22 protein-coding genes are annotated in these 25,857 nt (G+C 37.8%); 16 read left to right on the top strand and 6 right to left on the bottom strand.

Features of this window, described 5'->3' with window-relative positions; genetic code table 11:
• Positions 1–57: 57 nt before the first annotated feature.
• Complete coding sequence (coaA, locus tag H7T98_RS04155) at positions 58–978, top strand: type I pantothenate kinase (RefSeq protein WP_022496694.1); 921 nt, start codon at positions 58–60, stop codon at positions 976–978.
• Positions 979–1,047: 69 nt separating this feature from the next.
• Complete coding sequence (rpsT, locus tag H7T98_RS04160; RefSeq protein ID WP_004182129.1) at positions 1,048–1,284, top strand: 30S ribosomal protein S20; 237 nt, start codon at positions 1,048–1,050, stop codon at positions 1,282–1,284.
• A 77-nt stretch (positions 1,285–1,361) separates the two neighbouring features.
• Here rpsT and H7T98_RS04165 read toward each other — a convergent pair whose 3' ends face one another.
• The 3 genes from H7T98_RS04165 to H7T98_RS04175 all read right to left on the bottom strand — a co-directional run bounded on the left by H7T98_RS04165 (position 1,362) and on the right by H7T98_RS04175 (position 5,309).
• The gene (locus H7T98_RS04165) at positions 1,362–2,777 is read right to left on the bottom strand and encodes a sensor histidine kinase (protein ID WP_118171861.1); all 1,416 of its coding nucleotides are present in this window, start codon (positions 2,775–2,777) and stop codon (positions 1,362–1,364) included.
• Positions 2,767–3,441 (bottom strand): response regulator transcription factor, encoded by a 675-nt coding sequence (locus tag H7T98_RS04170; protein WP_002891134.1) that lies wholly within the window; start codon positions 3,439–3,441, stop codon positions 2,767–2,769. Before H7T98_RS04170 ends, H7T98_RS04165 begins: the two co-directional genes overlap by 11 nt.
• Before the next feature lie 197 nt (positions 3,442–3,638).
• Entirely contained in the window at positions 3,639–5,309 is a 1,671-nt protein-coding gene (locus H7T98_RS04175; RefSeq protein WP_048675542.1) for a formate--tetrahydrofolate ligase, read from the bottom strand.
• A 193-nt stretch (positions 5,310–5,502) separates the two neighbouring features.
• On the opposite strand from H7T98_RS04175, the gene H7T98_RS04180 reads away from it, so the two are divergent.
• The 4 genes from H7T98_RS04180 to H7T98_RS04195 all read left to right on the top strand — a co-directional run bounded on the left by H7T98_RS04180 (position 5,503) and on the right by H7T98_RS04195 (position 9,125).
• Positions 5,503–6,186 carry a phosphopantothenate--cysteine ligase gene (locus tag H7T98_RS04180; RefSeq protein ID WP_002891136.1) on the top strand — a complete coding sequence of 228 codons (684 nt, stop codon included), beginning with the start codon at positions 5,503–5,505 and terminating at the stop codon, positions 6,184–6,186.
• On the top strand, positions 6,179–6,724 hold the full coding sequence (gene coaC, locus H7T98_RS04185) for a phosphopantothenoylcysteine decarboxylase (protein ID WP_021144029.1): 546 nt from the start codon (positions 6,179–6,181) through the stop codon (positions 6,722–6,724). The genes H7T98_RS04180 and coaC overlap by 8 nt, the downstream gene beginning before the upstream one ends.
• A gap of 28 nt (positions 6,725–6,752) precedes the next feature.
• Entirely contained in the window at positions 6,753–7,325 is a 573-nt protein-coding gene (locus H7T98_RS04190) for an ECF transporter S component (protein WP_021144028.1), read from the top strand.
• A gap of 81 nt (positions 7,326–7,406) precedes the next feature.
• Positions 7,407–9,125, top strand: a complete 1,719-nt coding sequence (locus H7T98_RS04195; RefSeq protein ID WP_175057619.1) for a phospho-sugar mutase — start codon at positions 7,407–7,409, stop codon at positions 9,123–9,125.
• A gap of 138 nt (positions 9,126–9,263) precedes the next feature.
• Here H7T98_RS04195 and metF read toward each other — a convergent pair whose 3' ends face one another.
• From metF to H7T98_RS04210, 3 genes are all read right to left on the bottom strand, one after another.
• Positions 9,264–10,139 carry a methylenetetrahydrofolate reductase [NAD(P)H] gene (metF, locus tag H7T98_RS04200; RefSeq protein WP_201061345.1) on the bottom strand — a complete coding sequence of 292 codons (876 nt, stop codon included), beginning with the start codon at positions 10,137–10,139 and terminating at the stop codon, positions 9,264–9,266.
• A gap of 182 nt (positions 10,140–10,321) precedes the next feature.
• The gene (gene metE / locus H7T98_RS04205; protein ID WP_004182386.1) at positions 10,322–12,571 is read right to left on the bottom strand and encodes a 5-methyltetrahydropteroyltriglutamate--homocysteine S-methyltransferase; all 2,250 of its coding nucleotides are present in this window, start codon (positions 12,569–12,571) and stop codon (positions 10,322–10,324) included.
• Between the two features lie 252 nt (positions 12,572–12,823).
• Positions 12,824–13,174: a hypothetical protein gene (locus tag H7T98_RS04210; RefSeq protein WP_037600816.1), complete on the bottom strand. Its 351-nt coding sequence runs from the start codon at positions 13,172–13,174 to the stop codon at positions 12,824–12,826.
• A gap of 146 nt (positions 13,175–13,320) precedes the next feature.
• Between H7T98_RS04210 and pabB the strand changes: the two genes are divergently transcribed.
• From pabB to H7T98_RS04260, 10 genes are all read left to right on the top strand, one after another.
• Positions 13,321–15,039 carry an aminodeoxychorismate synthase component I gene (pabB, locus tag H7T98_RS04215; protein ID WP_201059698.1) on the top strand — a complete coding sequence of 573 codons (1,719 nt, stop codon included), beginning with the start codon at positions 13,321–13,323 and terminating at the stop codon, positions 15,037–15,039.
• 71 nt (positions 15,040–15,110) lie between these two features.
• On the top strand, positions 15,111–16,253 hold the full coding sequence (locus H7T98_RS04220) for a phosphoribosyltransferase domain-containing protein (RefSeq protein WP_073690009.1): 1,143 nt from the start codon (positions 15,111–15,113) through the stop codon (positions 16,251–16,253).
• A gap of 25 nt (positions 16,254–16,278) precedes the next feature.
• A complete protein-coding gene (locus tag H7T98_RS04225) occupies positions 16,279–17,367 on the top strand; it encodes a cysteine protease StiP family protein (RefSeq protein WP_073690008.1) in 1,089 nt (362 codons plus the stop codon).
• 150 nt (positions 17,368–17,517) lie between these two features.
• The gene (locus tag H7T98_RS04230) at positions 17,518–19,086 is read left to right on the top strand and encodes a YceG family protein (protein WP_073690007.1); all 1,569 of its coding nucleotides are present in this window, start codon (positions 17,518–17,520) and stop codon (positions 19,084–19,086) included.
• Positions 19,087–19,097: 11 nt separating this feature from the next.
• Entirely contained in the window at positions 19,098–20,228 is a 1,131-nt protein-coding gene (locus tag H7T98_RS04235; protein WP_048790423.1) for a toxic anion resistance protein, read from the top strand.
• Between the two features lie 20 nt (positions 20,229–20,248).
• Positions 20,249–20,845, top strand: a complete 597-nt coding sequence (locus tag H7T98_RS04240; protein ID WP_070656036.1) for a TerD family protein — start codon at positions 20,249–20,251, stop codon at positions 20,843–20,845.
• Positions 20,846–20,868: 23 nt separating this feature from the next.
• Positions 20,869–21,585, top strand: coding sequence for a TerD family protein (locus tag H7T98_RS04245; RefSeq protein ID WP_110981462.1), 717 nt, complete (start codon positions 20,869–20,871; stop codon positions 21,583–21,585).
• Positions 21,586–21,608: 23 nt separating this feature from the next.
• Positions 21,609–22,238, top strand: a complete 630-nt coding sequence (locus H7T98_RS04250; RefSeq protein ID WP_048790426.1) for a TerD family protein — start codon at positions 21,609–21,611, stop codon at positions 22,236–22,238.
• A gap of 101 nt (positions 22,239–22,339) precedes the next feature.
• The gene (locus tag H7T98_RS04255) at positions 22,340–24,976 is read left to right on the top strand and encodes a calcium-translocating P-type ATPase, PMCA-type (protein WP_110981463.1); all 2,637 of its coding nucleotides are present in this window, start codon (positions 22,340–22,342) and stop codon (positions 24,974–24,976) included.
• Between the two features lie 90 nt (positions 24,977–25,066).
• Positions 25,067–25,846, top strand: a complete 780-nt coding sequence (locus H7T98_RS04260) for an HAD family hydrolase (protein WP_073690087.1) — start codon at positions 25,067–25,069, stop codon at positions 25,844–25,846.
• The last annotated feature ends 11 nt before the right edge of the window (positions 25,847–25,857 follow it).

Consider the following 25,857-nt stretch of genomic DNA (forward strand, 5'->3'; position numbering starts at 1 on the left):
AGGCTAGTGAAATGACAAGGCTTACATTCGACCTTTTTTTCTGCTATAATGTTATTTATGTTAAATGAATTTATCAATTTCGAAACGATATCACGCAAGGAATGGCAACGCCTTCATAAAGAGGACAATGCCCCATTGACTGCAGAAGAACTGGATTCCATTCGCAGCCTTAATGATAAGATCGATGTGCAAGAAGTTAGTGACATTTATCTTCCCCTTATCAATCTCATTCGTATCTATCAGAAAACTGCCAACGATCTAACCTTTTCTAAGAGTATCTTTTTACAAAAATCACAGACTAACCGTCCATTTATTATTGGGGTATCTGGTTCAGTTGCTGTTGGCAAATCCACTACCAGTCGTTTGCTTCAACTCTTGTTGCAGCGTACCTTTCCCCAATCTAATGTTGAACTTGTGACAACTGATGGCTTTCTCTATCCTAACCAAACCTTGAAAGAAAAAGGCATCCTTAATCGTAAGGGCTTCCCTGAGTCCTACGATATGCCACTTCTTCTCAACTTTTTAGATACTATAAAAAATGGTGGTGATGTCAATATTCCTGTTTACTCTCATGAAATTTATGATATTGTACCAGGACTTACCCAAGAAATCAGACAGCCCAATTTTCTAATTGTCGAAGGGATTAATGTTTTCCAGAACCCTATTAACCAACGACTTTACATGAGTGACTATTTTGATTTTTCTCTCTACATTGACGCTGAAGTTAATAATATCGAATCCTGGTATCTTGAACGTTTTCAAACCCTTCTTGAGCTTGCCAAAAAAGATGAAAACAACTACTACCATAGTTTTACTAAATTTAGTAAGGATGAAGCTTTATCTTTAGCACAAAAAACCTGGCGTGATATCAATTTGGTTAACCTGGAAAATTATATCGAACCTACACGAAGTCGAGCTGAACTGATTCTTCACAAGGGAGACAATCATAAAATCGACTTCATCCACTTAAAAAAATAGAAAAAGCTTGCCAAGGGGCCTAAAATAACGTATAATGACATAGTTAGATAAATTTTGGAGGTGAAAACATTGGCAAATATTAAATCAGCTATCAAACGCGCTGAACTTAACGTTAAACAAAACGAAAAAAACTCAGCTCAAAAATCAGCTTTGCGTACTGCTATTAAAGCATTCAACGCTAACCCAACTGAAGAAGCTTACCGTGCTGCATCAGCTAGCATCGATAAAGCCGCTTCTAAAGGTTTGATTCATAAAAACAAAGCAAGCCGCGATAAATCACGTCTTGCAGCTAAATTGGCTAACTAATTGAAAGCTCCATTTAGGAGTTTTTTTATTACCTAAAAAACCTGCTAGATTATCGTCTAGCAGGTTTTCTTTATTAATTAAACTCCGGTGATCTTAACTTCAAAAATCGTTCCCTTTGGTTGATTATCTTTAACAACAATTGTTCCTTTAAGGGCTAAAACAATTTGTTGCGCTAGGGATAAGCCAAGTCCAAACCCACCTTTTTGTCTGGTTCTAGCCTTATCTACTCGATAAAAGCGATCAAAGATTTTTTTCTTATCACTATCTGATATTCCAGGACCATTATCAGCTACAGAAATATAAAGATGGCGGTCATTAGTGCGGACAGTAAAGGTCACATGTCCATCCTCTTCCGTATATTTGATAGCATTATCAAATAAAATAGTCATTAACTGTTTCAACAGTGTTTTATCAGTATTTATTGGACGACCTACTTGGTTTTGAGCCGTGAAACCTTTCTCATTTTCTTCTGCAATCATGGCATAGTTGGTAAATACTGTATCAAAGAAAGCAGGTTCTAAGGTTTCGATTTCTGGTTTAATACCATCGTCACGACGAGCCAAGTTCAAGAGATTAGTCGTCAAAAGACGCATATTACGTACTTCATCAAGACTTGATGCGATATTCTCAGAATTATCTAAAATGGTGCTCTCAGGTTTTCGGAAAAGAACTTCTAAACGGTTTTGGATAACTGCAAGTGGCGTGCGTAACTCATGACTAGCATTTTCAACAAAAGCCTTCTGCTTCTCCAAGCTTTCCTGGATAGGACGTCTTGACCACTTGGCCAAATACATACTAGCCGCAACAGATAAGAGCCAGAAGAAACTCATCATGATGACAATTAGCTTAACATAACGTTCAGTGGCTTCTTCCAATTGAGTTGTATTAATCGCAATAACAAGGTACTTAGCATCAGGATAGAGACTATTGTCTACTTTCTCAGTAATCAGACGGTACTTTTCTGTTTGATCGAAATAATTCTGAGCACTTCCCTTGCTGATAACATCAATGTTATTTTTATCTATTGGTAAATTGGATAAGCTTGAAAATTTATCAACGACATTGAGGACTTTTCCATTCTTATCAAGCACTAAGACACTGGTGTTTGCCGCAACAGATAAATCGTGAGGGGCATCTTCAATTCTTGATTTCTTCTTAGGTTCTTTTTTAGAGCCACTCGAGTCAGGTGTTTCAGCTGTCGACTCTTTATTATCATAGGCTTGGTAAATGGTTGTCGTATTATTTTGATCCACCTCAGAAGTCAGAAAAAGTTCCCGTTTTAGCATTTCCATTTCTAAATAAGAATTGGTCTTAGCGGCTGCCATTTTAAGACTTGAGTCCACATTGGAATAAACGCCGTAACTCAAAATCTGTAAAATCATGACAGTCATGATAAGGAAAATACCAGAAAAAGTGGCAAAGAAATGAATGAACGACTTAAATCCGTCTGACTTGATTCTCCTAAAGAGATAATTGAAAAATTTAGTCAGCATTCTTCAAAATATACCCCACACTTCTCAAGGTTTGGAGGTTGGCAGCAAAGTCTGTTCCTTTAAGTTTCTTACGAATTTTAGAAACATAAACCTCAACAACTGATACCGTGGTATCACTATCAAATCCCCAAAGACGGTCAAAAATTTGTGACTTAGGCAAAATCACGTTTTGATTTTGTAAGAAGTAAACTAATAAATCAAACTCTTTACCAAGAAGTTCTACTTCTTTATCCCCCACAAAGGTTGAATTTGTAGCAAGATTGACACGAACATCACCAAAAGAAAGTGTGTTTTGGTCAAATTTACCAGATCGTTTCAAAAGTGCTTGAATACGCATCTTCAACTCTTCTAAATAGAAAGGTTTGGTTAGATAGTCATCTGCACCCAGTTCAAAGCCATGACCCTTATCATCTAGACTTTCCTTAGCCGTCATGATAAGTACAGGAGTTGTTACACCTTTTTCACGTAATTCTCTAAGAACCGTGAAACCATCTTTTTCAGGTAACATAAGGTCTAAAAGAATCAAATCATAGACGCCACTTTCAGCTTCGTAGAGACCTTCATCTCCATCAAAGACTTGCATCACATCAGCAAAGTCATCTAAAAAATCAAAAACTGAGTTCGACAAACTCAAATCATCTTCTACTAGTAGTATTTTAATCATAGTTATCCCCCTTGTTAGGTGTCAAAGATACAAATAACACTTTGACTAAGTTTTATCATTATATCTAAAATAGACGTAATCATCTAGTGCTTTGATCTTCTTTTATTTAGATTTAGTCTACTAAACTTTCCTTAAGTTTTTCATAACTCAAACAAAAAACAGCACCAATAGGTACTGTTTTATATCGATATTTCTTCTTAGAACAAACCAACAGCTGTTCCGTCTTCAGCTACGTCCATCTTGAGGGCTGCTGGTGCTTTTGGAAGACCAGGCATTGTCATGACGTCACCTGTAAGAGCTACGATAAATCCAGCACCTGTTTTAGGAACAAATTCACGAATAGTGATATCAAAACCTTCTGGTGCTCCAAGTAAGAATTGGTTATCTGAGAAGCTATATTGTGTTTTGGCCATACATACTGGCAATTTATCCCAACCGAATTCTGCAAATTGTTTGAGTTGGTTCTTAGCTTTTTTCTCGAAGACAACTGATTTACCACCATAGATTTCAGTAACAATCTTAGTGATTTTTTCTTCCAAGCTATCATCATCAGAATAAAGACGTTTATAGTTGGCATTACCATTTTCAACAGCATCAACTACTGCGTTGGCAAGGTCAATACCACCATCAGCACCATTAGCCCAAACGCTAGCCAATTCAACAGGAACATCGATTTCTGCACAAAGTTCTTTAAGGGCTGCAATTTCAGCTTCAGTATCAGCAACAAATTCGTTAATAGCAACGACTGCTGGAAGACCAAATTTACGAACGTTTTCCACATGACGTTTCAAGTTTGCGAAGCCATCACGAACGGCCTGAACATTTTCTTCAGAGAGGTCAGTTTTGGCTACCCCACCGTGCATTTTGAGGGCACGAAGTGTCGCAACAATAACAACGGCATCAGGAGTTGTTGGGAGGTTTGGAGTCTTGATATCAAGGAATTTTTCAGCACCAAGGTCAGCACCGAAACCTGCTTCAGTAATCGTATAATCAGCCAAACGAAGAGCTGTAGCTGTAGCTAGAACTGAGTTACATCCGTGAGCGATATTGGCAAATGGACCACCGTGTACCAAGGCTGGTGTTCCATAAATTGTCTGTACCAAATTAGGTTTGATGGCATCTTTAAGAATAAGGGTAAGCGCACCTTCAATTTCAAGATCACGTACATAAACTGGTGTACGGTCATAACGGTAGGCAACTACAATATTAGCCAAACGTTCTTTAAGGTCATTAATATCAGTAGCCAAGCAAAGAATCGCCATGATTTCAGACGCAACAGTAATATCAAAACCATCTTCACGTGGAATACCATTAAGTGGTCCGCCAAGACCAACATTTACATGACGAAGTGCACGGTCATTAAGGTCAACCACACGTTTCCAAATGATACGACGTTGGTCAATGCCGAGAGCATTTCCTTGATGAATATGGTTGTCAAGAAGGGCTGACAAAGCATTATTTGCTGTAGTAATAGCGTGCATATCCCCTGTGAAGTGGAGGTTGATATCTTCCATCGGAAGCACTTGAGCGTAACCACCACCTGCAGCACCACCTTTGATTCCCATAACCGGACCAAGAGATGGTTCACGAAGGGCAATCATTGTTTTCTTACCAATTTTGTTAAGAGCGTCTGCAAGACCAATTGACATGGTTGATTTCCCTTCACCAGCTGGTGTTGGGTTGATAGCTGTCACCAAAATCAATTTTCCTGGCTTATTGTCTTTGACTGCATTGATTTTATCAAATGACAATTTTGCCTTATATTTTCCGTAGAGTTCCAAATCGTCAAAGCCGATTCCAACTTTTTCAACTACTTCTGTGATTGGTTTTAATTCTACACTTTGAGCAATTTCGATATCTGTTTTCATGAGACACTCCTCTATATTTTTCTAGAATCTATTATATCAGAGTTTGATAAAAAACGCATTATTTTTGGTTAATTACTTTTCAATGTTCGGTTTTTGTTTTGTTATAAATCGTTATAACTTTAATTTATAGGGGTACACCCCAAAAATACCTACTATTATTTACAAAAGACTCAATTTTTAGTACAATACTACTATGAAAATTTTGATTACATCGGGTGGTACCACTGAAAAGATTGATGCTGTACGTGGAATCACAAACCATTCAACAGGTTATCTAGGAAAGGAAATCGCTGAACTTTTCTTAGCTAAGGGTCACCAAGTAACCTTAGTAACGACCAAGACAGCGGTTAAACCAGAACCGAAAGAAAATCTAAAGATTACAGAAATTACGAACGTAGAAAGTCTTCTCAGAAAGATGGAGCCACTCGTCAAAGAGCACGATGTTCTTATACATAGTATGGCAGTCTCTGATTATACTCCTATTTATATGACGGATTTTGCTGAACTGGAGGACACCGAAGATCTCGCTCAATTCTTGCATAAATCTAACACTGAAAGCAAGATATCATCGGCTTCTGATTATCAGGTTCTTTTTCTAAAAAAAACACCGAAGATCATTAGCCTCGTCAAACAATGGAATCCTGATATTCAATTGATTGGCTTCAAACTTTTGGTTAATGTAAGAAAAGAAGAGCTTTTTGAGGTTGCTCGTGCAAGTCTGAAACGCAACAAAGCTGATATTATTGTTGCCAACGACTTGAGTGATATTACTCCAGATCAGCATATTGCCTATCTTGTTGACGAAAAAAACGAGGAGAAAGTTACGACTAAATCTGCAATTGCTCAAGCTTTATTTGAAAGGATATGCCATGACTAAACGTATCATCCTTGCTGTTTCAGGATCAATATCCGCCTATAAAGCAGCTGATCTAACAAGTAGGTTAAAGAAAAAAGGTTATGACGTTCACGTCATTATGACTGAAGCTGCTCAAGCCTTTATCACCCCTCTGACACTTCAAGTCCTTTCGAAGAATCCTGTTCACACTGATGTCATGGAAGAAAAATTGGCTGAACGTATTAATCATATTGACTTAGGTAAAGAAGCTGACCTCTTTGTTGTAGCTCCATCTTCAGCAAATACCATTGCCAAATTAGCACACGGCCTAGCTGATAATATGCTTACTGCTACTGCTTTAGCTTTACCTAGCACCACACCTAAACTAATTGCCCCTGCAATGAATACGAAAATGTATGAAAATCCACTGACTAAGAAGAATCTAGATACTTTGCATGACCTTGGCTACCAAGAAATTCTTCCAAAATCAGGTTTACTGGCTTGTGGAGATACAGGACGTGGTGCCTTAGCTGATATTGATGACATTATTGAATCCATTGACAATGCTTTAACAAAATAGCCTTGCAGAGAATAAAAAGGAGTTTATGATGAATAAGAAAAATAAAGCAAACCAAACGGCTCAGTTATCCCTCTTGATAGCTACAATGGTTGTAATCGAAGTACTCAGTCAAACCATCTTTGCTGCTTTTGTACTTCCAATCAAACCAACCCTAACCCATATCCCAGTTATTATCGCTAGCATCGTCTACGGTCCTAAGATTGGAGCTTATTTGGGTGGCTTCATGGGAATTATGAGTATTATTCGCAACACTGTTATCTATACGGTTAGTAGCTATCTCTTTAGTCCTTTTGTTGAAGGGGGAACTTGGGCATCAGCAGTCATTGCCATCGTCCCTCGTATCCTAATCGGTATTTTCCCATACTTTGTCTACAAGTTACTTCAAAACCGTCTAGGTCTGGCTCTATCTGGGGTTTTAGGTGCTTTCACAAATACATTTTTTGTACTTCTTGGTATCTACTTCCTAATTCCTAACTTCTACACAGCAGGTGGCAAAACACTAATGGCAACTATTTTCACAACAAATTCGATTGCTGAAATGATTATCGCCGGTCTGTTAACTCTAAGTATCACACCAGTGTTACTGCGATTGAAAAAATAAAGAAAAAACATGGTAATTACCATGTTTTTTTTCTTTAATTATGGTATAATGTAAGCGTTTAAAAATATAAAGGAGATTGCTATGTCTTACACTGAAAATTATCAAAAATGGCTCGACTTCGCTGAATTGCCTGCTTACCTTCGTGATGAGTTGGTCGCAATGGATGAAAAAACGAAAGAAGATGCCTTCTATACCAACCTTGAATTCGGTACAGCTGGTATGCGTGGATTGATTGGTGCTGGTACTAACCGCATTAACATTTACGTTGTTCGCCAAGCAACTGAAGGTTTGGCCCAATTGATTGACTCAAAAGGGGAAGAAGCTAAAAAACGTGGTGTTGCTATTGCTTACGATAGCCGTCACTTCTCTCCTGAGTTTGCTTTTGAATCTGCTCAAGTTTTGGCTGCTCATGGTATCAAATCTTATGTATTTGAAAGCCTACGTCCAACACCTGAATTGTCATTTGCTGTTCGTCATCTCCACACATTTGCTGGTATCATGGTAACAGCTAGCCACAACCCTGCTCCGTTTAATGGATACAAGGTTTATGGTGAAGACGGTGGACAAATGCCACCTGCAGATGCCGATGCTTTGACAGATTACATCCGCGCTATCGAAAATCCTTTCACTGTACAATTGGCTGATCTTGAAGAAAGCAAAGCTAACGGCTTGATTGAAGTTATCGGTGAAAACGTCGACGCTGAATACTTGAAAGAAGTGAAAGGCGTTAACATCAACCAAGACTTGATCAATGAATACGGTCGTGACATGAAGATTGTCTACACTCCACTTCATGGTACTGGTGAAATGTTGGCACGTCGTGCTCTTGCGCAAGCTGGATTTGAAGCTGTACAAGTTGTTGAAGCGCAAGCTGTACCAGACCCTGACTTCTCAACTGTTAAATCTCCAAACCCTGAAAACCAAGAAGCATTTGCTCTTGCTGAAGAACTTGGTCGCAAAGTAGACGCTGATGTATTGGTTGCAACTGACCCAGATGCTGACCGCCTTGGTGTTGAAATCCGCCAACCAGATGGTTCTTACCTCAACCTTTCTGGTAACCAAATCGGAGCTATCATTGCTAAATATATTCTTGAAGCTCACAAAACAGCTGGTACCCTTCCTGCCAATGCTGCCCTCTGTAAATCAATCGTATCAACTGAGTTGGTTACTAAGATTGCAGAAAGCTACGGCGCAACTATGTTTAACGTCTTGACTGGTTTCAAATTTATCGGTGAAAAAATTCATGAATTTGAAACACAACACAACCACACTTACATGCTTGGTTTCGAAGAAAGCTTCGGTTACCTCATCAAACCATTCGTACGTGACAAAGACGCTATCCAAGCTGTTCTTATCGTTGCTGAAATCGCTGCTTACTACCGTTCACGTGGCATGACTTTGGCAGACGGTATCGAAGAAATCTACAAACAATATGGTTACTTCGCAGAAAAAACTATCTCTGTTACCCTTTCAGGTGTTGACGGAGCTGCTGAAATCAAGAAAATCATGGATAAATTCCGTGACAATGCTCCTAAACAATTCAACAACACAGACATTGCTAAGACAGAAGACTTCTTGGAACAAACAGCAACTACTGCTGATGGCGTTGAAAAATTAACAACTCCTCCAAGTAACGTGCTTAAATACATCTTGGCTGATGATTCATGGTTTGCCGTTCGTCCTTCAGGTACAGAACCAAAAATCAAATTCTACATCGCTACAGTTGGTGAATCTGAAGCAGATGCTAAAGAAAAAATTGCGAATATCGAAGCAGAAATCAATGCTTTCGTAGGCGAATAATATTTAAGACTTAGAGCTAAGCTCTAAGTCTTTTTTATACCGACAAAACTTGGATTACGGAAGCAAGCTATCTTTTTTGCTACTAGAACCAATAAACCACCTATAGATTAAACTATAGGTGGTAATTTTATGATTCAATTATAGAGCACTAACTTGTGAATGATGCTTAAATAAGGAATGAGTCGCTTCGTGAATATGACGAGCAGTTTCTGCATTATTCATGGTGTAGAGGTGAACGCCTGCAACATCTTGCGTAACAAGGTCGACAATCTGGTCAATAGCATAGGCAAGACCTGCCGCTCTAAGTGACTCAGGATCATGTTCATACTTATCCAAAATGGCACGGAACTTACGTGGTAAATGGATATTTTCACAAGTCTCAAGCAAACGTAGAGCTTGGTTACGATTCAAGATAGGCATAATTCCAGCATGAATTGGTACGTCAATACCTGCCAAGGTACATTTATCTTGAAAATCATAGAAACGTTCATTGTCAAAGAAGAGTTGGGTTACAAGGCTAGAACAACCTGCATCAACCTTTTTCTTGAGGTTTTGGATATCAGAGATTTGATTTGCTGAATCGGGATGCCCTTCAGGATAGCAGGCACCGATGATATCAAATTGAGGAGCTTGGTCCTTGATAAACTCAATCAAATCAGTGGCATATCTAAAATCTTTAAGAGGTTCCACACCTGGGATAATATCGCCACGTAGAGCTAAGATACGGTGTACACCAACAGCATCCAAGTCACGTAAGGTATCAGCAACCTTTTCTTTACTCAAATAGATAGCTGGAAGGTGGGCAATCGTTGGGATGGCTAGGTCATTTTGAATATGATCTGCCAAAGGAACCGTCGTCTCTTTGATATTATATTTGTTATTACTTGCTGTCACACTGATAAAGTGTGGGGCCAATCCTTGCATATCCTCGAGGGCACGTAGAATTTTTTCATTACCCACTGCTGGGTTGGGTGGAAATACTTCAAAAGAGAGTGATGGTGTTTGGCTTGTCATATTTTATACCTTCTTATTTTAGATTTTTGTTAAGACAAAAGCAGTTTTAAGTGCCTACTGACTTCATAAGTAGCGTACACTTGTTAATCATAGCCTGCTTGCAAAAATCTTTAGAATATTATTAGCTATTGAAAACCTTCTACACTTAAGGAAGAAGGTCTTCAACGTATGATAACTTCTGCTTACAAGTTTTCGCGAGCTGCTTTTGCAGCTTCTACAAGCTTGATCAAGCTTTCTTTAGTTTCTTTGATTCCGCGAGTCTTCAAACCACAGTCAGGGTTAATCCAGACTTTACCACTTGGTACTTTAGCCAAGATTGCTTCGATAGTGTGGTCAATTTCACCGTCTTGTGGGACACGTGGTGAGTGGATATCGTAAACCCCAGGTCCAACTTCTGTTTGGAAGTTTTGTGCTTTAAGTTCATCCAAAATTTCAAGATTTGAACGACTAGCTTCAAATGAGATAACGTCAGCATCCAAGTTGTCGATGGCTGGGATGATATCTGTAAATTCTGAGTAACACATGTGAGTGTGGATTTGTGTGTCTGGTGCTACAGTTGAGTGTACCAAACGGAAAGCTGGAATTGCCCAGTCGAGGTAATCCTCATACCAGTCACTACGACGGAGTGGCAATTTTTCACGAAGAGCAGCTTCGTCAATTTGGATAATTTTCACACCTGCAGCTTCAAGGTCAAGCACTTCGTCTTTGATTGCAAGAGCAATTTGAAGAGTTGAATCCTTAATAGAGATGTCCTCACGTGGGAATGACCAGTTAAGGATAGTTACAGGTCCAGTCAACATACCTTTAACAGGTTTGTCTGTACGGCTTTGAGCGTAGCTAGACCATTTAACAGTGATTGGGTTAAGACGAGTGACATCACCCCAAATGATTGGTGGTTTAACCCCACGCATACCGTATGATTGAACCCAACCATTTTTAGAGAAGAGGTAACCTGACAAGTTCTGACCGAAGTACTCAACCATGTCATTACGTTCAAACTCTCCATGAACAAGAACGTCAAATCCAACTTCTTCTTGCCATTTAATCCATTCATCAGTGATTTCAGCAAGGAAAGCATCGTATTCTTCTTGTGACAATTCATTCTTACGGAAAGCCAAACGTTTAGCACGAACTTCCTTAGTTTGAGGGAATGAACCGATAGTTGTTGTTGGAAGCAATGGAAGTTTGAAAGCATCCTTTTGAATCGCTTCACGTTCTGCAAACGCTGGCAAACGAGTGTAATCGGCTTCAGTCAAACCTGCAATACGAGCACGAAGCTCAGCATTTTCACCAACACGCTCAGTCGCAAAGAGTTCTTTGTTAGCAGCAAGTGCTTCTGCACCTTGACCATTGCGGATGGCATCCAAGTCACGCAATTCACCCAATTTTTCAACCGCAAAGGCGAAGTGGTCCAAAATAGCTGGTTCAAAATCTTCATTAGCAGTTGTAAATGGTACGTGGAGAAGTGAGCAAGAGGTTGTCAAAACAACATTTTCAGCTGGAACTTGTTCAAGAATTGCGAGGCTCTTCTCGTAGTTGTTACGCCAGATGTTTTTACCATTGACGATACCGGCATAGAGAATCTTATCAGCTGGGAAACCACCTTTAACCAATTCAAGTGTTTTCTTACCTTCAACAAAGTCAAGACCAATACCATCAACTGGCAAGTTCACAAGGTCATTGTAGACATCACGAACATCACCAAAGTAAGTTTGAATCAAAACTTCAAGGCCTTTCTTATCAGCCAAGAGCTTGTTGTAGAGGTTCAAGAAGAGAGCTTTTTCTTCAGATGTCAAATCTTTAACAAGAGCTGGCTCATCAAGTTGAATACGAGTAGCACCAAGCTCTGCCAATTTTGCAAAGACATCTTGGTATGCAGAAACAAAGCTATCTACGAAGTCTTCAGCTTTTACACCATCTTCAAAATCAGACAATTGAAGGAAAGTGAATGGTCCAACCACAACTGGACGTGTATTAAGACCCAATTCTTTTGCTTCTTGGTACTCATCAAAAATCTTGTGACCAGCAAGTTTAACTTCTGTTGTTTTTTCAAATTTAGGAACGATGTAATGGTAGTTAGTATTAAACCATTTTTTCATAGGAAGGGCACGTACATCCCCTTTTTCACCTTGGTAACCACGCGCCAAAGCAAAGTAACGTTCAAGATCTGTCAAATCCAAGTTTTGAACAGATTCAGGTACGACGTTGAAAAGGAAAGCTGCATCAAGGAAGTTATCGTAATGTGAAAAATCATTTGAAGGAATTTCAGTGATACCCTTCTCTTTAACAATATTCCAGTGTTTTGCACGCAAGTCTTTGGCTGCTGCTAAAAGTTCATCTGCAGTAATTTCATTTCTAAAGTATTTTTCTGTTGTAAATTTTAATTCGCGGAATTCACCCAAACGTGGGAAACCAATGATAGTAGTTGACATCTTGTGTCCTCCTCTTTGTTGTTGAACTTATCTTACCAAAGAAATGGGTAGCTGTATAATTGCTATTAGTTTTCTCTATATATAGTTTTAGACTATACCCTATAAAATAAAGGGTTACCGACTTCTGTTATCTCCTTTTGCTTAGATATCGTTATAGCTAATAACTATATATTGACTTACTAAATCCCTTTTTATATCAAAAAATCCCTAGACTTTTGTCTAGAGACTCTATTATTTACTAGGATCAGAACACTAAGCTCTATAAGTGCTCAGTACCCTCTCTTGAAGCCAAGATGATGTATAAGACATATTCTCACTATTGTAACTATTCCAAATAAAATAACCAAAAATTGCCAATACTAATAAGAAACAAATTCCCAAGACGGCTAACCATATGATTTGTTTCTTTAAGCTATCATACTCACTCATATAGCCATTATGAAGTTTAATGAGTTCATTTCTTTTTTTGTTACTTGACTCTTTAGCAATAGCTATTTCTAGCTCGTACATCTGGTGCTTCCATGAATTCTTAGAAGTGCCTTTTTTCATTTTATTGTTTGAAAGGTTGCTGTTGCCTTTCTCAAAGTTATTTTTTTCAGTCATATTTCCCTCTAAAATCTTCTTTTAGTCCCTATCATTATAACATATGTAAAACTATCTGAAAAGTTCATTTTTGGTTAAAATTTTGAGAAAGATAATTAAAACATGAAAAAGAACCAGAGGGAAACTTCTTATGTTATACTCTAAGTATGCATAAGAAAACTGTTATTGATTTTAAAGAACTTGGTGTCAGACAAATCTTTACAGACACCATTAAAGAACTAAAAACAAAGGACATTAAGGAAGTCAAACCCCTTTTAGATGAACTCGAAGCCTATCAAAATGAAGGTTATTATGCAGTAGGTTATGTTTCCTATGAAGCAGCCCCTGCCTTCGAGACAAAATTTCAGGTTATTGATGGTCCATTAATGTCTGAGTATCTCCTCTACTTCACTGTTCATGAAACTGTTCAAACAGAGCCTATTCCACTTACTTATGACCCTATTACCTTACCAAAATCTTGGCAAGAGCTAACTTCTGCTGAGGAATACAAGGCTGCTATTGAGCATATACACCACCATATTCGACAAGGTGATACTTATCAGGTCAATTATACTGTTCAACTTCAACAGAACCTGACAGCTGATCCCTTTGCCATCTACAATCGATTGGTTGTTGAGCAAAATGCACATTACAATGCCTTTATTCAGCACGATGACGTTTCTATCATTTCTATAAGTCCAGAACTCTTCTTTAAAAAAGATGGCGATAAGTTGACTACTCGTCCTATGAAAGGTACTACCAATCGAGGTTTAACAAGTGAAACTGACCTTGCACAAGCAAGATGGCTAGCTCAGGACCAGAAAAATCGCTCTGAAAATATGATGATTGTCGATCTTCTTAGAAATGACATGAATCGTATTTCTAAAATAGGAAGTGAAGATGTTAAGAGCCTTTGCCAAGTTGAACAATACTCTACAGTTTGGCAAATGACTTCGACAATTGAAACGCAACTCCTGACAAATAGAAGTTTATGCGATGTCTTCCAAGCCCTTTTTCCATGCGGATCTATTACAGGTGCCCCCAAAATAGCAACCATGGAGATTATTAAGAGGGTTGAAAAACAACCTCGAGGTGTTTATTGTGGGGCCATTGGAATCTTGGTGCCACAGGGACCTAGTATTTTCAACGTAGCCATTCGGACACTACAAATGGAAGAAACCAAGGCTATCTATGGTGTCGGAGGGGGGATTACCTGGGACAGTAACTGGGAATCCGAATACGAAGAAACCAAGCAAAAAGCTGCTGTTCTATACCGTCAGAACCCAAAATTCTATCTCATTTCTACCGGTCGTATTCATCAAGGAAAACTTCTCTTTCTGGAGGAGCATATAAAACGTTTACAAGAGAGTAGCCGATACTTCGACTATCCTTTCAATGCAGAAAAAGCGCACTATCAAGCCACAGCTCTGTGCCAATCACTAGATTTTGACACAGACTACCGTCTTAAATTGTCCTTTAAAAAAGATGGTGAACTGAAGTTTGAACATAGCCAATTAACAAACTTATCTGATGACTTTTACCAAGCAAGGTTAGTTGAGCAAAGATATCCGTTGGATAGCCCCTATACCTTCTTTAAAACAAGTTACCGTCCTCACCTTAGTATCGAACCTCACGAACAAATCTATTATAATCACGAGGGACAACTCCTAGAAACCTCTATCGGTAACATCGTTCTTAAAATCGAAGACCAACTCTACACACCACCAGTTCACCTCGGCCTCTTAAATGGCATCTACAGACAAAGTCTTATAGCTGAAAATAAGCTGAAAGAAAAAGTCCTGACTGTAAAAGATCTGAAACAGGCTCAGACCATCTATGGATGTAATGCGGTGAGAGGGTTGTATGAATTGAAGGTGGAGAAATAAATCAAAAAAACTGTACAATTTTTACTATTCTATATGTAAACTAATGAACCATTACATAGAAAGGTATTGATATGACCTATCAATTAAAACTAAATGATTTTGTAAATATAATCGAAAATAAATCAAGCTCTAATCCAGATGATCTGATTCATATCTGTAAACGATACAAGAATCCTAAAAGAGACTATCTCTTTGTTAATAAATATCAAGCTAAGCATTATCCTAGTCAAGCCAATACAACAATTCAGCTTTTTAAAGAACTTTACGAACAACTTAAAAATCATTTAAGTTCACAAGAACGCATACTCATCATCGCCTTTGCCGAGACTGCTACTGCCATCGGTCAAGCCATCATGCATTTTTGTTTGGAAAATGATGACCTAAACGCCGTTTTCTACCTACAAACAACACGAGAAGATTTGGATACAACTATCCAAACACTTTCATTTGAAGAAGAACATTCTCACGCAACAAATCAGAAATTGTATTACCGTGAGGTCATTCCTGAGTATGACACTATTTTGTTTATTGAAGATGAAATTACGACAGGAAATACTATTCTTAACTTCATTACTGAATTTAAAAAATTGAATAAAAGAACTAAGTATGCAGTGGCTTCCATCCTTAACTGGCAAAATATGGCTCATGCTTCTATTTATAAAGAAGAAAATATCGACACTATCTACTTGATTAAGGGACACCTTAAGGATGATGTTCCGACCATTTCTATCGATTATCAGAGTCTTCCCGAGAATAACTTGGATCAAAATGAAAAGGTTACCTTATCTTCTAAAAATAATCCACGTCTTGGATTAACTCAAACTGAATTCAGAAATTACAGCAAGTCTCTTGAGACTCTCATTTCTAAGTTAGATGACTCCCCACTAGATCGAGACTCGTATGAAGTAAGAGTAATCGGAACTGAAGAAAATATGTGGCTTCCAATTCTCCTTGCACAAGAAATTGGTGCGAAGGTTCGTTCAACGACACGAAGTCCTATAGCTATCTCAACTGAGGATAATTACCTCATCAAAAATGCTATTCATCTCCCTAGCGCATATGATAGCCAACGATCAACATATCTTTACAATGTAACTGAGGAAGTTGACCGCTACATCATCGTCTACGAAGAAATGACAAAGGCTTTCGAAGAGTCCATCAAGGAACAATTACAGCCATATTCAAGACAAGAAATTATTTTTATCCAACAATAAAACAAATATAAATAGGAGGAAACGCATGCGTTTTGTTCGCACCAGTTACCCAGCAGAAAGTGTAACTTTCTTACTACAAGATGTTAAAGGAAAAGTCCCCATCTTAGATACTGCAGAACGTGAAAAATTAAACCAGCAAGGTATCCATTATTCTGAAATGCTTCCTTTAGAATACGCACCTACAAAAACTTACATGGACCTTTACTTTAATAGCTTAGACCAACTCTCTTTTGAAACAGCATCTGCCACAGTCGCTCTTGCTGAAAAATTATGGAGTTCAAAAGGACCTGAACTTGTTCTAGTTTCACTTGCCAGAGCAGGAACACCTATCGGCATTCTCGTTCAACGTTATCTCAAAGCTAGATACGGGGTAACGCCACCGCACTACAGTATCTCAATTATACGTGGGAAGGGGATTGACTCAGCAGCTATGCATTATATCGTTGACCGTCATGCTGCTGAAAATATTCAATTTATAGACGGTTGGGTCGGTAAAGGAGCCATTAATACTGTTTTAGATGAAGCCTGTCAAAAACTTCGAGCTCAAAAGAATTTTCAAAAACTTGATAGTGAACTTGCAGTATTGAGTGATCCAGCATCGGTAACAAAGCTTTATGGAACTAGACAAGATTTCCTTATCCCAAGTGCATGTCTTAATGCAACAGTTAGCGGTCTTGTTAGTCGAACAGTTAAATTACCAACTATGACTGAGGACGAATTTCATGGTGCTATTTTTTATGAAGAAAACTTAGCTATTGATCAGTCAAACGCGTTTTTAGAAACCGTTGAAAAGCACTTTAATGATTGCGACCCCAACTATTTCTCTCCTTCCTCAGAAGAGTTAAATGAAGACTTTAAGGGTATAGATGAAGTAAAACGTATTGCGAAAGACTTTAAAATTAAAGATATCAATAAAATCAAGCCTGGTGTTGGTGAAACAACTCGTGTTCTACTTAGACGCGTACCTGATCGGATTCTCATTCGCAAAGATGCTAATCCCAAATATCTCCAACATATTTTACAACTCGCAGAAGAAAAACAAGTTCCTGTTGAATATTATCCACTTGAAAAGTATAATGTTTGTGGCATCATTAAAGAGCTAGCAGACCTATAATCCATCAGCAATTATGAAAATCATTATAGTTCGCGTTTTATCTTGACACCGCTTTAATGAATACATAGAATAGTAGTATCTTGAATAAGTTCTATATAAAGATATAGCTTATTTGGGAAAAGACTCATTGTGCCGGAAGGGGGTGACTAAATGAGTCTAAGCCTCCAACAGATTCCATTTGAACTTTGGAGAAGAAAATCGGAAAGAAAGGGCATTCGTCCACAATTTAACCCCGTCTTCACTTCCTACATCGGTGTGGAAAATCAAGGGAAATATAACGATGTCCTTGCAACGATTTATTCAAAAATTCAGGCTGATCCTCACCATACTATCTTTTTTGATGGTGAGATTCTCCTAGATGTAGATTTCGACTTCATTAATGCTATAAAAAATGAACTTGCTAATATGGATGTGACACAACTCTCAAAGCAAGATATCACTCTTTTTGAGAACTCTGATTTGAATCACGTTTTTTTAAATGCTTTTGAATACGTCGTCAATCTTGCCATAAGACAAGAAAAATTTTTAAACGATAGTGTTAAAAACAACTTTATCTGTAAACTATTACTTTATGCTCACTTATATATACAGAACTTAGATTATTCTGAATTAGATTTTCATGCAAACCATTGCTTCTACTATGGTGATATTTCGCGTCATGATATTTATTTTCTAATGCTCCTCTTTATAATGGGGTTTGATGTTATTTATATTAATCCATTGCGAGAGTGCGAGTACTGGAAAGAAATCGACTCAGATAAGCTCTGTAAAAAACATAAGAATTCACAAATATTACCCATTCAAAGTTTTCTTCAACGAGCCTCTGAAGGTCATATCATTGAAGAAAATCGCTCAATTACTTTAGAATTGGAAGAGCAAATTGAAAAAGAGCTATTCTCAAATTCAGGTATCTATCGTCCTTGGCAATTTCGTAATGGTACGACTTCTCCAATTTTTTTCAATGGTACCTTAATCGATCTTGAACAAAACTGGAAAGCCCCAGCAAAACTCAGACAAGGCTTTAAAACACAAGGGAAAACCGTCTATGTTCCTAGTTTCTTCTTTGACATTGAAGGTGAATATAAGAATTCAGACGAATATGCAAACCTCATTAAAACCTGTATAGAGCATCCAAATAGTCTATTTCTATCCTCAACAGCTAACTTCAATCTCATTAGTCCAGGTGTTGAAGAATCCGATAAGTTTCAATTGACATTTTGTCAACTAAGCAATGGTAAATTTGATATAGAAGAAATCATGAAGTTGCCTTTCTATCGTTATTCATCATATAATGATGAAACTGAAAAATTCATCCTTTCAAAAATCAATGAGACTATTGATGACCATCGTTTCTTTAAAAAACCGATTTCTTCCAAAGAAGAAATTTTGGACTTTGCTATGATGATATTAATGTTAGATAAAAAAATCATCAGAACTATTGACAGTTTCGATTTTACCAACGATATTCCCAAACTAGTTATTTTTCTAGAAGAGGAAGAACAAATTTCAAAACGTCAGGCTTATTTAATTGCTTACCTTAATAAAATTGGATTTGATATTGTCATCTTTTCACCAGCTGGTTTATCTAACTTAAATAGTTATATTCAAAGTGATTACTTTAATTCCATCCGTTTAGATAAAATAAACTATGAGCGTCGACTATCAGATTTAAAATACAAACAGAGGAAGCAGAACTTTTTTAGTAAATTTTTTAGTTAAGGAGACTATCAATGGCTATTAATACCGGAGAATTCGGTGCTACTACGACCGGATCACCTACAAATGAGATGCAGATGACACAACCAGAAGTCTTAACAGACAATGTTGCTTATAAGCAACGTCTGCGAGCTCTTCCAGAGGTTCAAAATCTAACCAATGAAATAGATATCACAAATGTTAATTCCATCCTTGCATTTGGTCAAAAACCTAGCGAGGGAATCTCTCAAACTTCAGATATGCTACTGTCTTCGATGCAACGCGTTAATACTGAAGAAGCCTCTCGTATGCTGACACAACTTACAAAGATTATGGATAAGTTCGACATCAAAGAGCTCGAAAATCCAGAAAACGCATCTATGCTTCAAAAGTTATTTGGCAAGATTAAAAATTCCATTGATAAATTGTTTGCCAAATATGAAGATATGGGAAAAGAAGTTGACAAGATTTATGTGATTTTAAAACAATATGAATCTCAAATTCATCAAACACAAGAAGATCTTGAAAAACAATATCGTACTAATGTTGCATATTATGAAGAACTCGAGAAGTATATCGTAGCTGGAGAGCTCGCTCAAGAAGAAATCGAAGCTTATCAAGCACAAATGATGCAACGAACCGATCTTACTGAACAAGAAAAGCAGACTCAACAACAGAAACTACAAATGATTAAGGATATGCTAAACCAGCGTACTTATGACTTGCAGATTGCTGAAAATGTTGCAATGCAAACTTGTCCCATGATACAGACGATGCAGATGGCCAACTTTAATCTTATGCGTAAGATTAATTCATCATTTATTATCACCTTGCCAATTTTCAAACAATGTTTAGTACAGGCTATTCAACTAAAACGACAAGAAATCCAAGCGAAATCAATCAGTCAATTAGATGAAAAAACGAATGAGCTTCTACTACGTAACGCTCAAAATACAGCAACTCAGTCTGTAAATATTGCTCGTATGGCTGGTGGTAGTGCGGTGCAGATTGAAACCCTACGATCAACCTATGAAACAATCAAAAAAGGTATCGATGAAACCAAACAAATTAGTCAACAAATTGCTGAGAAACGCAAGACTGATTCCGTTGAGTTGGAAAATATGAAGGCGGATATGGCTGAAAAAGGGTTTATTAGCGCGCATTAATTATATGGAGGGAAATTATTATGGATTTCACAAGACTTAATAATGGTTCGCAACCATCACTTAATTTATCAAAAGGTAATGTGCTTGACCTTACTAAACAAGCACCAGCACTCAAGAACTGTGTTCTAGGTGGTGGTTGGGATATGGCCGTTGCTGGACCCACTGCAGACCTTGATTTGGCAGCTTTTCTTATTGAAGATAGTGGACGTGTGACACAAGTTCCACAAGACGTCATCTTCTTTAACAATATGTCTGCTCCTGGAATTCGACTCGAAGGAGATAACCGTACTGGTGAAGGTGACGGTGATGATGAACGTATCCAAATTAATTTAGATGCCATCGAACCACGAATCACTCGTATTATCTTCTTCATGACAATTTTTGAAGCCGTTAGCAAAAAGCAAACTTTTGGTATGATCAAAAATGCTTTTGTTCGCTTGCTTGATGCAGATAATAATGATGCTGAAATTTGCCGTTATCAGTTAACCGATAACTATTCTGCAGATACTGCTGTTACAGCCTGTTCCTTAAACCGTGGACCAAACGGTTGGCAATTTGAAGCTATTGGTGAGGGAACAATTGCTGACCTCAATGGACTTTTGTCTCGCTATATGTAATACACTTAGGAAAGGAAACTATTATGGGACTTTTTGATAAACTACTTGGAAACAATTCAAACACACCAACAAACAATGGGCCTGAAGCGCCAGCACCGACTTTTGAGACTCTTTCTCAATCTTCACAAAGTCAAGGACGTGAAGTAAGCCTTGACCTTAATAAGTCAGGTATCCTTAATCTCCAAAAGAACGATTTCTTGAATCTTTCTAAGACACAGTCTACTTTAGAGAATATTCGAGTTTCTGCTGGTTGGGATGTACAAACAAAATTATTTGGTTCAGATTTTGACCTTGACCTTGTAGCTTTTCTCATAGATGAATCAGGTCGTCTAACTCAAAAAGCTACAAATGTTGTCTATTATGGTGATAAATCCTCTCAAGGTATCCACTTGGATCACGATAACCTTACTGGAGCAGGTGATGGTGACGACGAAAATATGTTCGTAAACTTTAATCAAGTCTCATCAGATGTCAAACAAATTGTTGTTGCGGTTGTCATTTACTCTGGTAAAGAACGTAAACAAAACTTTGGTCAAGTACGTAATGCATATGTTCGTTTAGTTGATGAATCACAACGTCCAGAACGTGAATTGGTTCGTTTCAACCTTACAGAAGACGGTGGTAATGCAACTGCAGTTAAATTTGCTGAGTTGAACCGTACTGATAACGGTTGGACATTTAAAGCCGTAGGTGATTATTTCAAAGCATCTATTGGTGAACTCGCAAAAGCATATCAATAATTTAATGTAAAGGAAGAAGAAAAATGGCTATTAATTTTACAAGTTTGGGTGGAGAAGTTTCAACACCAACTGAAGTCACACCTACACAATCTGGAATCTCACTAAATCTCGAAAAAAATACGGTCCTAGACCTTGCCAAAGCTGCACCTAGCCTCAATAATGTTGATTTATGTGCTGGTTGGGATATTGCTGTAAGTGGTGTCGACTTCGATTTAGACATCTCTGTTTTCTTATTAAATGAAGCAGGTAAGATTACTTCTGCTTCTGACGTTGTCTTCTACAATAATCCAGTAGCAAATGGTATTCAATTAAACGGGGATAATCGTACCGGTGCAGGCGAAGGTGATGACGAAACCATCACTCTAAATCTTCAAGCTGTCTCACCAACAGTTAATAAGATTGTCTGTGCTGTAACCATTGACCAAGCACTCGCACGTCGTCAAACATTTGGTATGGTAAATAACTCATACGTACGACTTGTGAATAAGGATACTGGTTCTGAACTATGTAAATTCCAATTAAAAGATGACTACTCTACTGATACAGCTGTTGTATTTGCCGAATTAGTACGTAATGGTGCTAGCTGGGCATTTCACGCTATTGGTCAAGGAAAACAAGCTGACCTTAATGGAATCGCAGCTCTCTTCAGTTAATAATAGAATTCTTTAGTTATCAAGATACTTATTTTTACTAAAATCACCCCAGAAAGTATTAATTCTCTAAAGAATATTTCTAGAAAGGATACAAACCTTAAATGAAAAAATTTAAAGGCTTGACTTCTGCTGAAGTTCAAGCAAGTAAAAACGCCCATGGCGATAATAGGCTTTCTAGTAAAGAGGCTAACTCGCTCCTCTCAATCTTTATCGAAGCCTTCCAAGATCAATGGATTCTTATCCTCTTGGCTGCCTTAGGATTAAAAATCATCTTCAACTTTGTTGGAATGATTTTCCCTTCTATTGGTGAAGCTAATTGGTACGAGGCTATCTCACTAATTTTCGCCATTTTGATGTCTACAGGATTCTCAGCAGTCTCACAATACCGAAATGAGCAAAAATTCAACACTCTTCAAGAAGAGGCTTCGAAAACTAATGCTAAAGTTTATCGTGATGGTAAACTTAAAGAAATTCTCGTTGATGATATTGTAAAAGGTGATCAAATTCTCCTTCAATCAGGGGACAAGATTCCAGTTGATGGTATCATCTTGGAAGGTGAGTTAAAAGTAAACCAAGCTGTCCTTAATGGTGAAAGTGAAGATGCTAAAAAACTTCCTCTTGGTGATCAAGCAGAGCCAGACTCTTCCGACCTCTTTACAGAGCTCAAAGTCTTCCGTGGTACAGTTGTTACTTCAGGTGAAGCCGTTATGGAAGCTACACAAATTGGTGATAATACCGTTCTAGGAAGCATCAATACTTCTCTTCAAGAAGATAGTAAAGATTCACCATCCAAAGAAAAACTCAACAAGCTTGCTGGAAACATCGGTGTCCTCGGTTATAGTGCGGGTGCTGCATATTCAGTAATCAACCTTGTTTTAGGCTTTATTGCACTTAATAAGGCTAATAACCTCAATGGTGGTTCAATCTTCCTTCTTATCATTGAAACGATTCTCTTTGCGGTTACAATCATCATCATGGCTGTTCCAGAAGGTCTACCAATGATGTTGGCACTCGTTTCTTCAATGAACTCAGGTCGACTTTTAGCACAAAATATCTTGGTTCGCCATCCTGATACCATTGAAACAGCCGGATACATGAATATCCTCTTCAGTGATAAAACTGGTACCATCACAGAAGGTAAACTATCTGTAGTTGACTTTTTCCTTGCTGATGGAACACTTTATGCGGCTACTGGTGAAACTGATGCACCTGATTTTGACACAATGTCAGATAGCCTTAAAGCTGAAATGATTAATGGTATCGGTCTTAACAACGATGCCATGGTAGCTGATGGCAGTGCTGTTGGTAGTAACGCCACTGACCGTGCACTTCTTGATTTCCTTATTGGTCGTTCTCAACTTGATTTCGATACGAATAAAATTACTGAGAAGCAACAATTCAACTCAGCAACAAAATTCGCAAGTGTAACGACTAAGGACGGAAAAACTTACATCAAAGGTGCTCCAGAATTCATCCTAAATGACTGCTACTACTATCTTGATAAAGATGGTAATAAACAAAACTTTACAGATGATATTAAAGCTCGTTTCCAAGAATTGTCATTGGAACAAGCTAACCGTTCAATGCGTTTGCTTGCTATCCTAAATACAGATGGTAATGATAAAGTCTTGATTGGTATCGTATGTATCCGTGATAACGTTCGTTCTTCAATTAAACAAACTGTTGAAACAATGAACCGTGCGGGTGTTCAAGTAGTTATGGTAACTGGTGACCGTAAAGAAACCGCTGTTGCTATCGCTAAAGAAGCCGGTATCGTCACTGGAGAAAATGACCTTGTCCTTACTCACGATGAACTCTCTGCCCTCTCAGATCAAGAACTTAAACAACAATTGCCTCACTTAAAAGTGGTAAGTCGTGCCCTTCCAATGGATAAAAAACGTCTTATTGAGGCAGCTCAAGACCTTGATATGGTCGCTGGTATGACAGGTGATGGGGTCAATGACTCACCTGCCCTTAAATCAGCTGATGTCGGATTCTCAATGGGTGATGGTACTGAAGTCGCACGTGAAGCTTCAGATATCGTTATCTTGAATAACTCATTGACTTCGATTGAAAAAGCCGTCCTCTATGGACGTACTATGAGTAAGTCAGTAAGTAAATTCATTATCTTCCAGTTAACCGTAAACGTGACGACTATTGCCATGTCACTTCTCTCACCACTTTTGGGTCTCAAAGAGCCATTTACAATTATCCAAATTCTCTGGATTAACCTTATCATGGATACACTTGCTGCCCTTGCATTTGGTGAAGAGCCTACGCTAGACCGTTATATGAATGAAAAACCAGTTCCTAAGAAGGCAAACATCCTTACTGGATATATGAAATCTGCTATTGGTGTAGCCAGCGTCTTCATTACTCTTGTATGTTTAGCCATTCTTAAAAATGTTGGTGGTATCCAAGACTTTATCACAAATGGAACTGGCAACTTTGAAATGGTAACAACATTCACATTTACAGTGTTTATCTATGCTGTCATCTTCAACTCACTTAACACACGTAGTAATGGATTCAATGTTTTTGAACATATCGGCGAAAACAAGAAATTCTCAATTGTAATGATTTCTATTGCTGTCGTTCAAACCTTGATTATTCAATTCGGTGGTAAAGTATTTAGTACCGTTCCAATGGATGTTGAACACTATATCGTTGCTCTTCTTATCGCAGTTTTGATTATCCCTGCAGATTTTATCCGCAAGGCTCTTACAAAGAATAAGTAACTAGTTGACTAAAGACTAAGTAACTTATAAAATAATACAGAGGATTAGGTTTTATTCCTAATCCTCTTTTTAAAAATAGGAAGGTGTCTTATGATTTTTGCAACCGACTTAGATCGCACAATTATTCATTCATCAAAATTCGTCGATAATGCTAGTCAAGTTAAATGCATTGAAATACTAGATGATAAAGAAATTTCATATATGTCGCATTTAAGTATAGAACTGATTAATAAAATAAAAAATAATCCAAGTATTCAACTCATCCCAATTACAACACGTTCTTACGCGCAATTTAAGCGTGTACAGCCAGTTCAAAATCTTCCTTATGCTGTTGTTGCAAATGGAGGTATTATTCTCCATAACGGAGAGCCTCTACCAGAATGGGAGAAACACGTTGACTCAATATGTCGCCGTTTAGAGGATCAATATACAAACATACTTAAACTTTTAAATCAGTATAAGACACACTTAACAAAAGAACCTGTTCTTATTGATGATATCTTCTTTTTTACAAAGATTTCTGACGATAAAACTATCATCAATTACATCGATGAAGCTATGACTAGAGAACTAGAGGGAACTGAGTGGACACATACTATTCAAGGACTCAAACTCTATATTATCCCTAAAAAGATATCAAAAGGGAATGCTCTACTCTTTCTAAAAGAGAAATTAGAAGAGGACTTTGTGATAACTGCAGGTGATGGTAAAATGGATCAAACCTTTTTACCTCTTGGCAATGTAAGATGTATTCCTAATCAAAGTGAAATTTATCATCTGTTAGATGATAAAGAAAAATATACCATCGTCCCAGAAGGTTTAGTTGGCGCAGAAAAAATTCTTCAGCTTGTTCTAGATTATTCTGTGTAAGAGGAGTTACA

Source organism: Streptococcus sp. 23.2 (genome assembly GCF_016648665.1).
Taxonomy (GTDB): Bacteria; Bacillota; Bacilli; order Lactobacillales; family Streptococcaceae; genus Streptococcus; species Streptococcus salivarius_E.

What these genes read in the sequence shown, in the direction of transcription:
- coaA (WP_022496694.1), top strand. Translation starts at nt 58, where the DNA reads ATGTTAAATGAATTTATCAATTTCGAAACGATATCACGCAAGGAATGG.
- H7T98_RS04165 (WP_118171861.1), bottom strand. Translation starts at nt 2,777, where the DNA reads ATGCTGACTAAATTTTTCAATTATCTCTTTAGGAGAATCAAGTCAGAC.
- H7T98_RS04170 (WP_002891134.1), bottom strand. Translation starts at nt 3,441, where the DNA reads ATGATTAAAATACTACTAGTAGAAGATGATTTGAGTTTGTCGAACTCA.
- H7T98_RS04175 (WP_048675542.1), bottom strand. Translation starts at nt 5,309, where the DNA reads ATGAAAACAGATATCGAAATTGCTCAAAGTGTAGAATTAAAACCAATC.
- H7T98_RS04180 (WP_002891136.1), top strand. Translation starts at nt 5,503, where the DNA reads ATGAAAATTTTGATTACATCGGGTGGTACCACTGAAAAGATTGATGCT.
- coaC (WP_021144029.1), top strand. Translation starts at nt 6,179, where the DNA reads ATGACTAAACGTATCATCCTTGCTGTTTCAGGATCAATATCCGCCTAT.
- H7T98_RS04190 (WP_021144028.1), top strand. Translation starts at nt 6,753, where the DNA reads ATGAATAAGAAAAATAAAGCAAACCAAACGGCTCAGTTATCCCTCTTG.
- H7T98_RS04195 (WP_175057619.1), top strand. Translation starts at nt 7,407, where the DNA reads ATGTCTTACACTGAAAATTATCAAAAATGGCTCGACTTCGCTGAATTG.
- metF (WP_201061345.1), bottom strand. Translation starts at nt 10,139, where the DNA reads ATGACAAGCCAAACACCATCACTCTCTTTTGAAGTATTTCCACCCAAC.
- metE (WP_004182386.1), bottom strand. Translation starts at nt 12,571, where the DNA reads ATGTCAACTACTATCATTGGTTTCCCACGTTTGGGTGAATTCCGCGAA.
- H7T98_RS04210 (WP_037600816.1), bottom strand. Translation starts at nt 13,174, where the DNA reads ATGACTGAAAAAAATAACTTTGAGAAAGGCAACAGCAACCTTTCAAAC.
- pabB (WP_201059698.1), top strand. Translation starts at nt 13,321, where the DNA reads ATGCATAAGAAAACTGTTATTGATTTTAAAGAACTTGGTGTCAGACAA.
- H7T98_RS04220 (WP_073690009.1), top strand. Translation starts at nt 15,111, where the DNA reads ATGACCTATCAATTAAAACTAAATGATTTTGTAAATATAATCGAAAAT.
- H7T98_RS04225 (WP_073690008.1), top strand. Translation starts at nt 16,279, where the DNA reads ATGCGTTTTGTTCGCACCAGTTACCCAGCAGAAAGTGTAACTTTCTTA.
- H7T98_RS04230 (WP_073690007.1), top strand. Translation starts at nt 17,518, where the DNA reads ATGAGTCTAAGCCTCCAACAGATTCCATTTGAACTTTGGAGAAGAAAA.
- H7T98_RS04235 (WP_048790423.1), top strand. Translation starts at nt 19,098, where the DNA reads ATGGCTATTAATACCGGAGAATTCGGTGCTACTACGACCGGATCACCT.
- H7T98_RS04240 (WP_070656036.1), top strand. Translation starts at nt 20,249, where the DNA reads ATGGATTTCACAAGACTTAATAATGGTTCGCAACCATCACTTAATTTA.
- H7T98_RS04245 (WP_110981462.1), top strand. Translation starts at nt 20,869, where the DNA reads ATGGGACTTTTTGATAAACTACTTGGAAACAATTCAAACACACCAACA.
- H7T98_RS04250 (WP_048790426.1), top strand. Translation starts at nt 21,609, where the DNA reads ATGGCTATTAATTTTACAAGTTTGGGTGGAGAAGTTTCAACACCAACT.
- H7T98_RS04255 (WP_110981463.1), top strand. Translation starts at nt 22,340, where the DNA reads ATGAAAAAATTTAAAGGCTTGACTTCTGCTGAAGTTCAAGCAAGTAAA.
- H7T98_RS04260 (WP_073690087.1), top strand. Translation starts at nt 25,067, where the DNA reads ATGATTTTTGCAACCGACTTAGATCGCACAATTATTCATTCATCAAAA.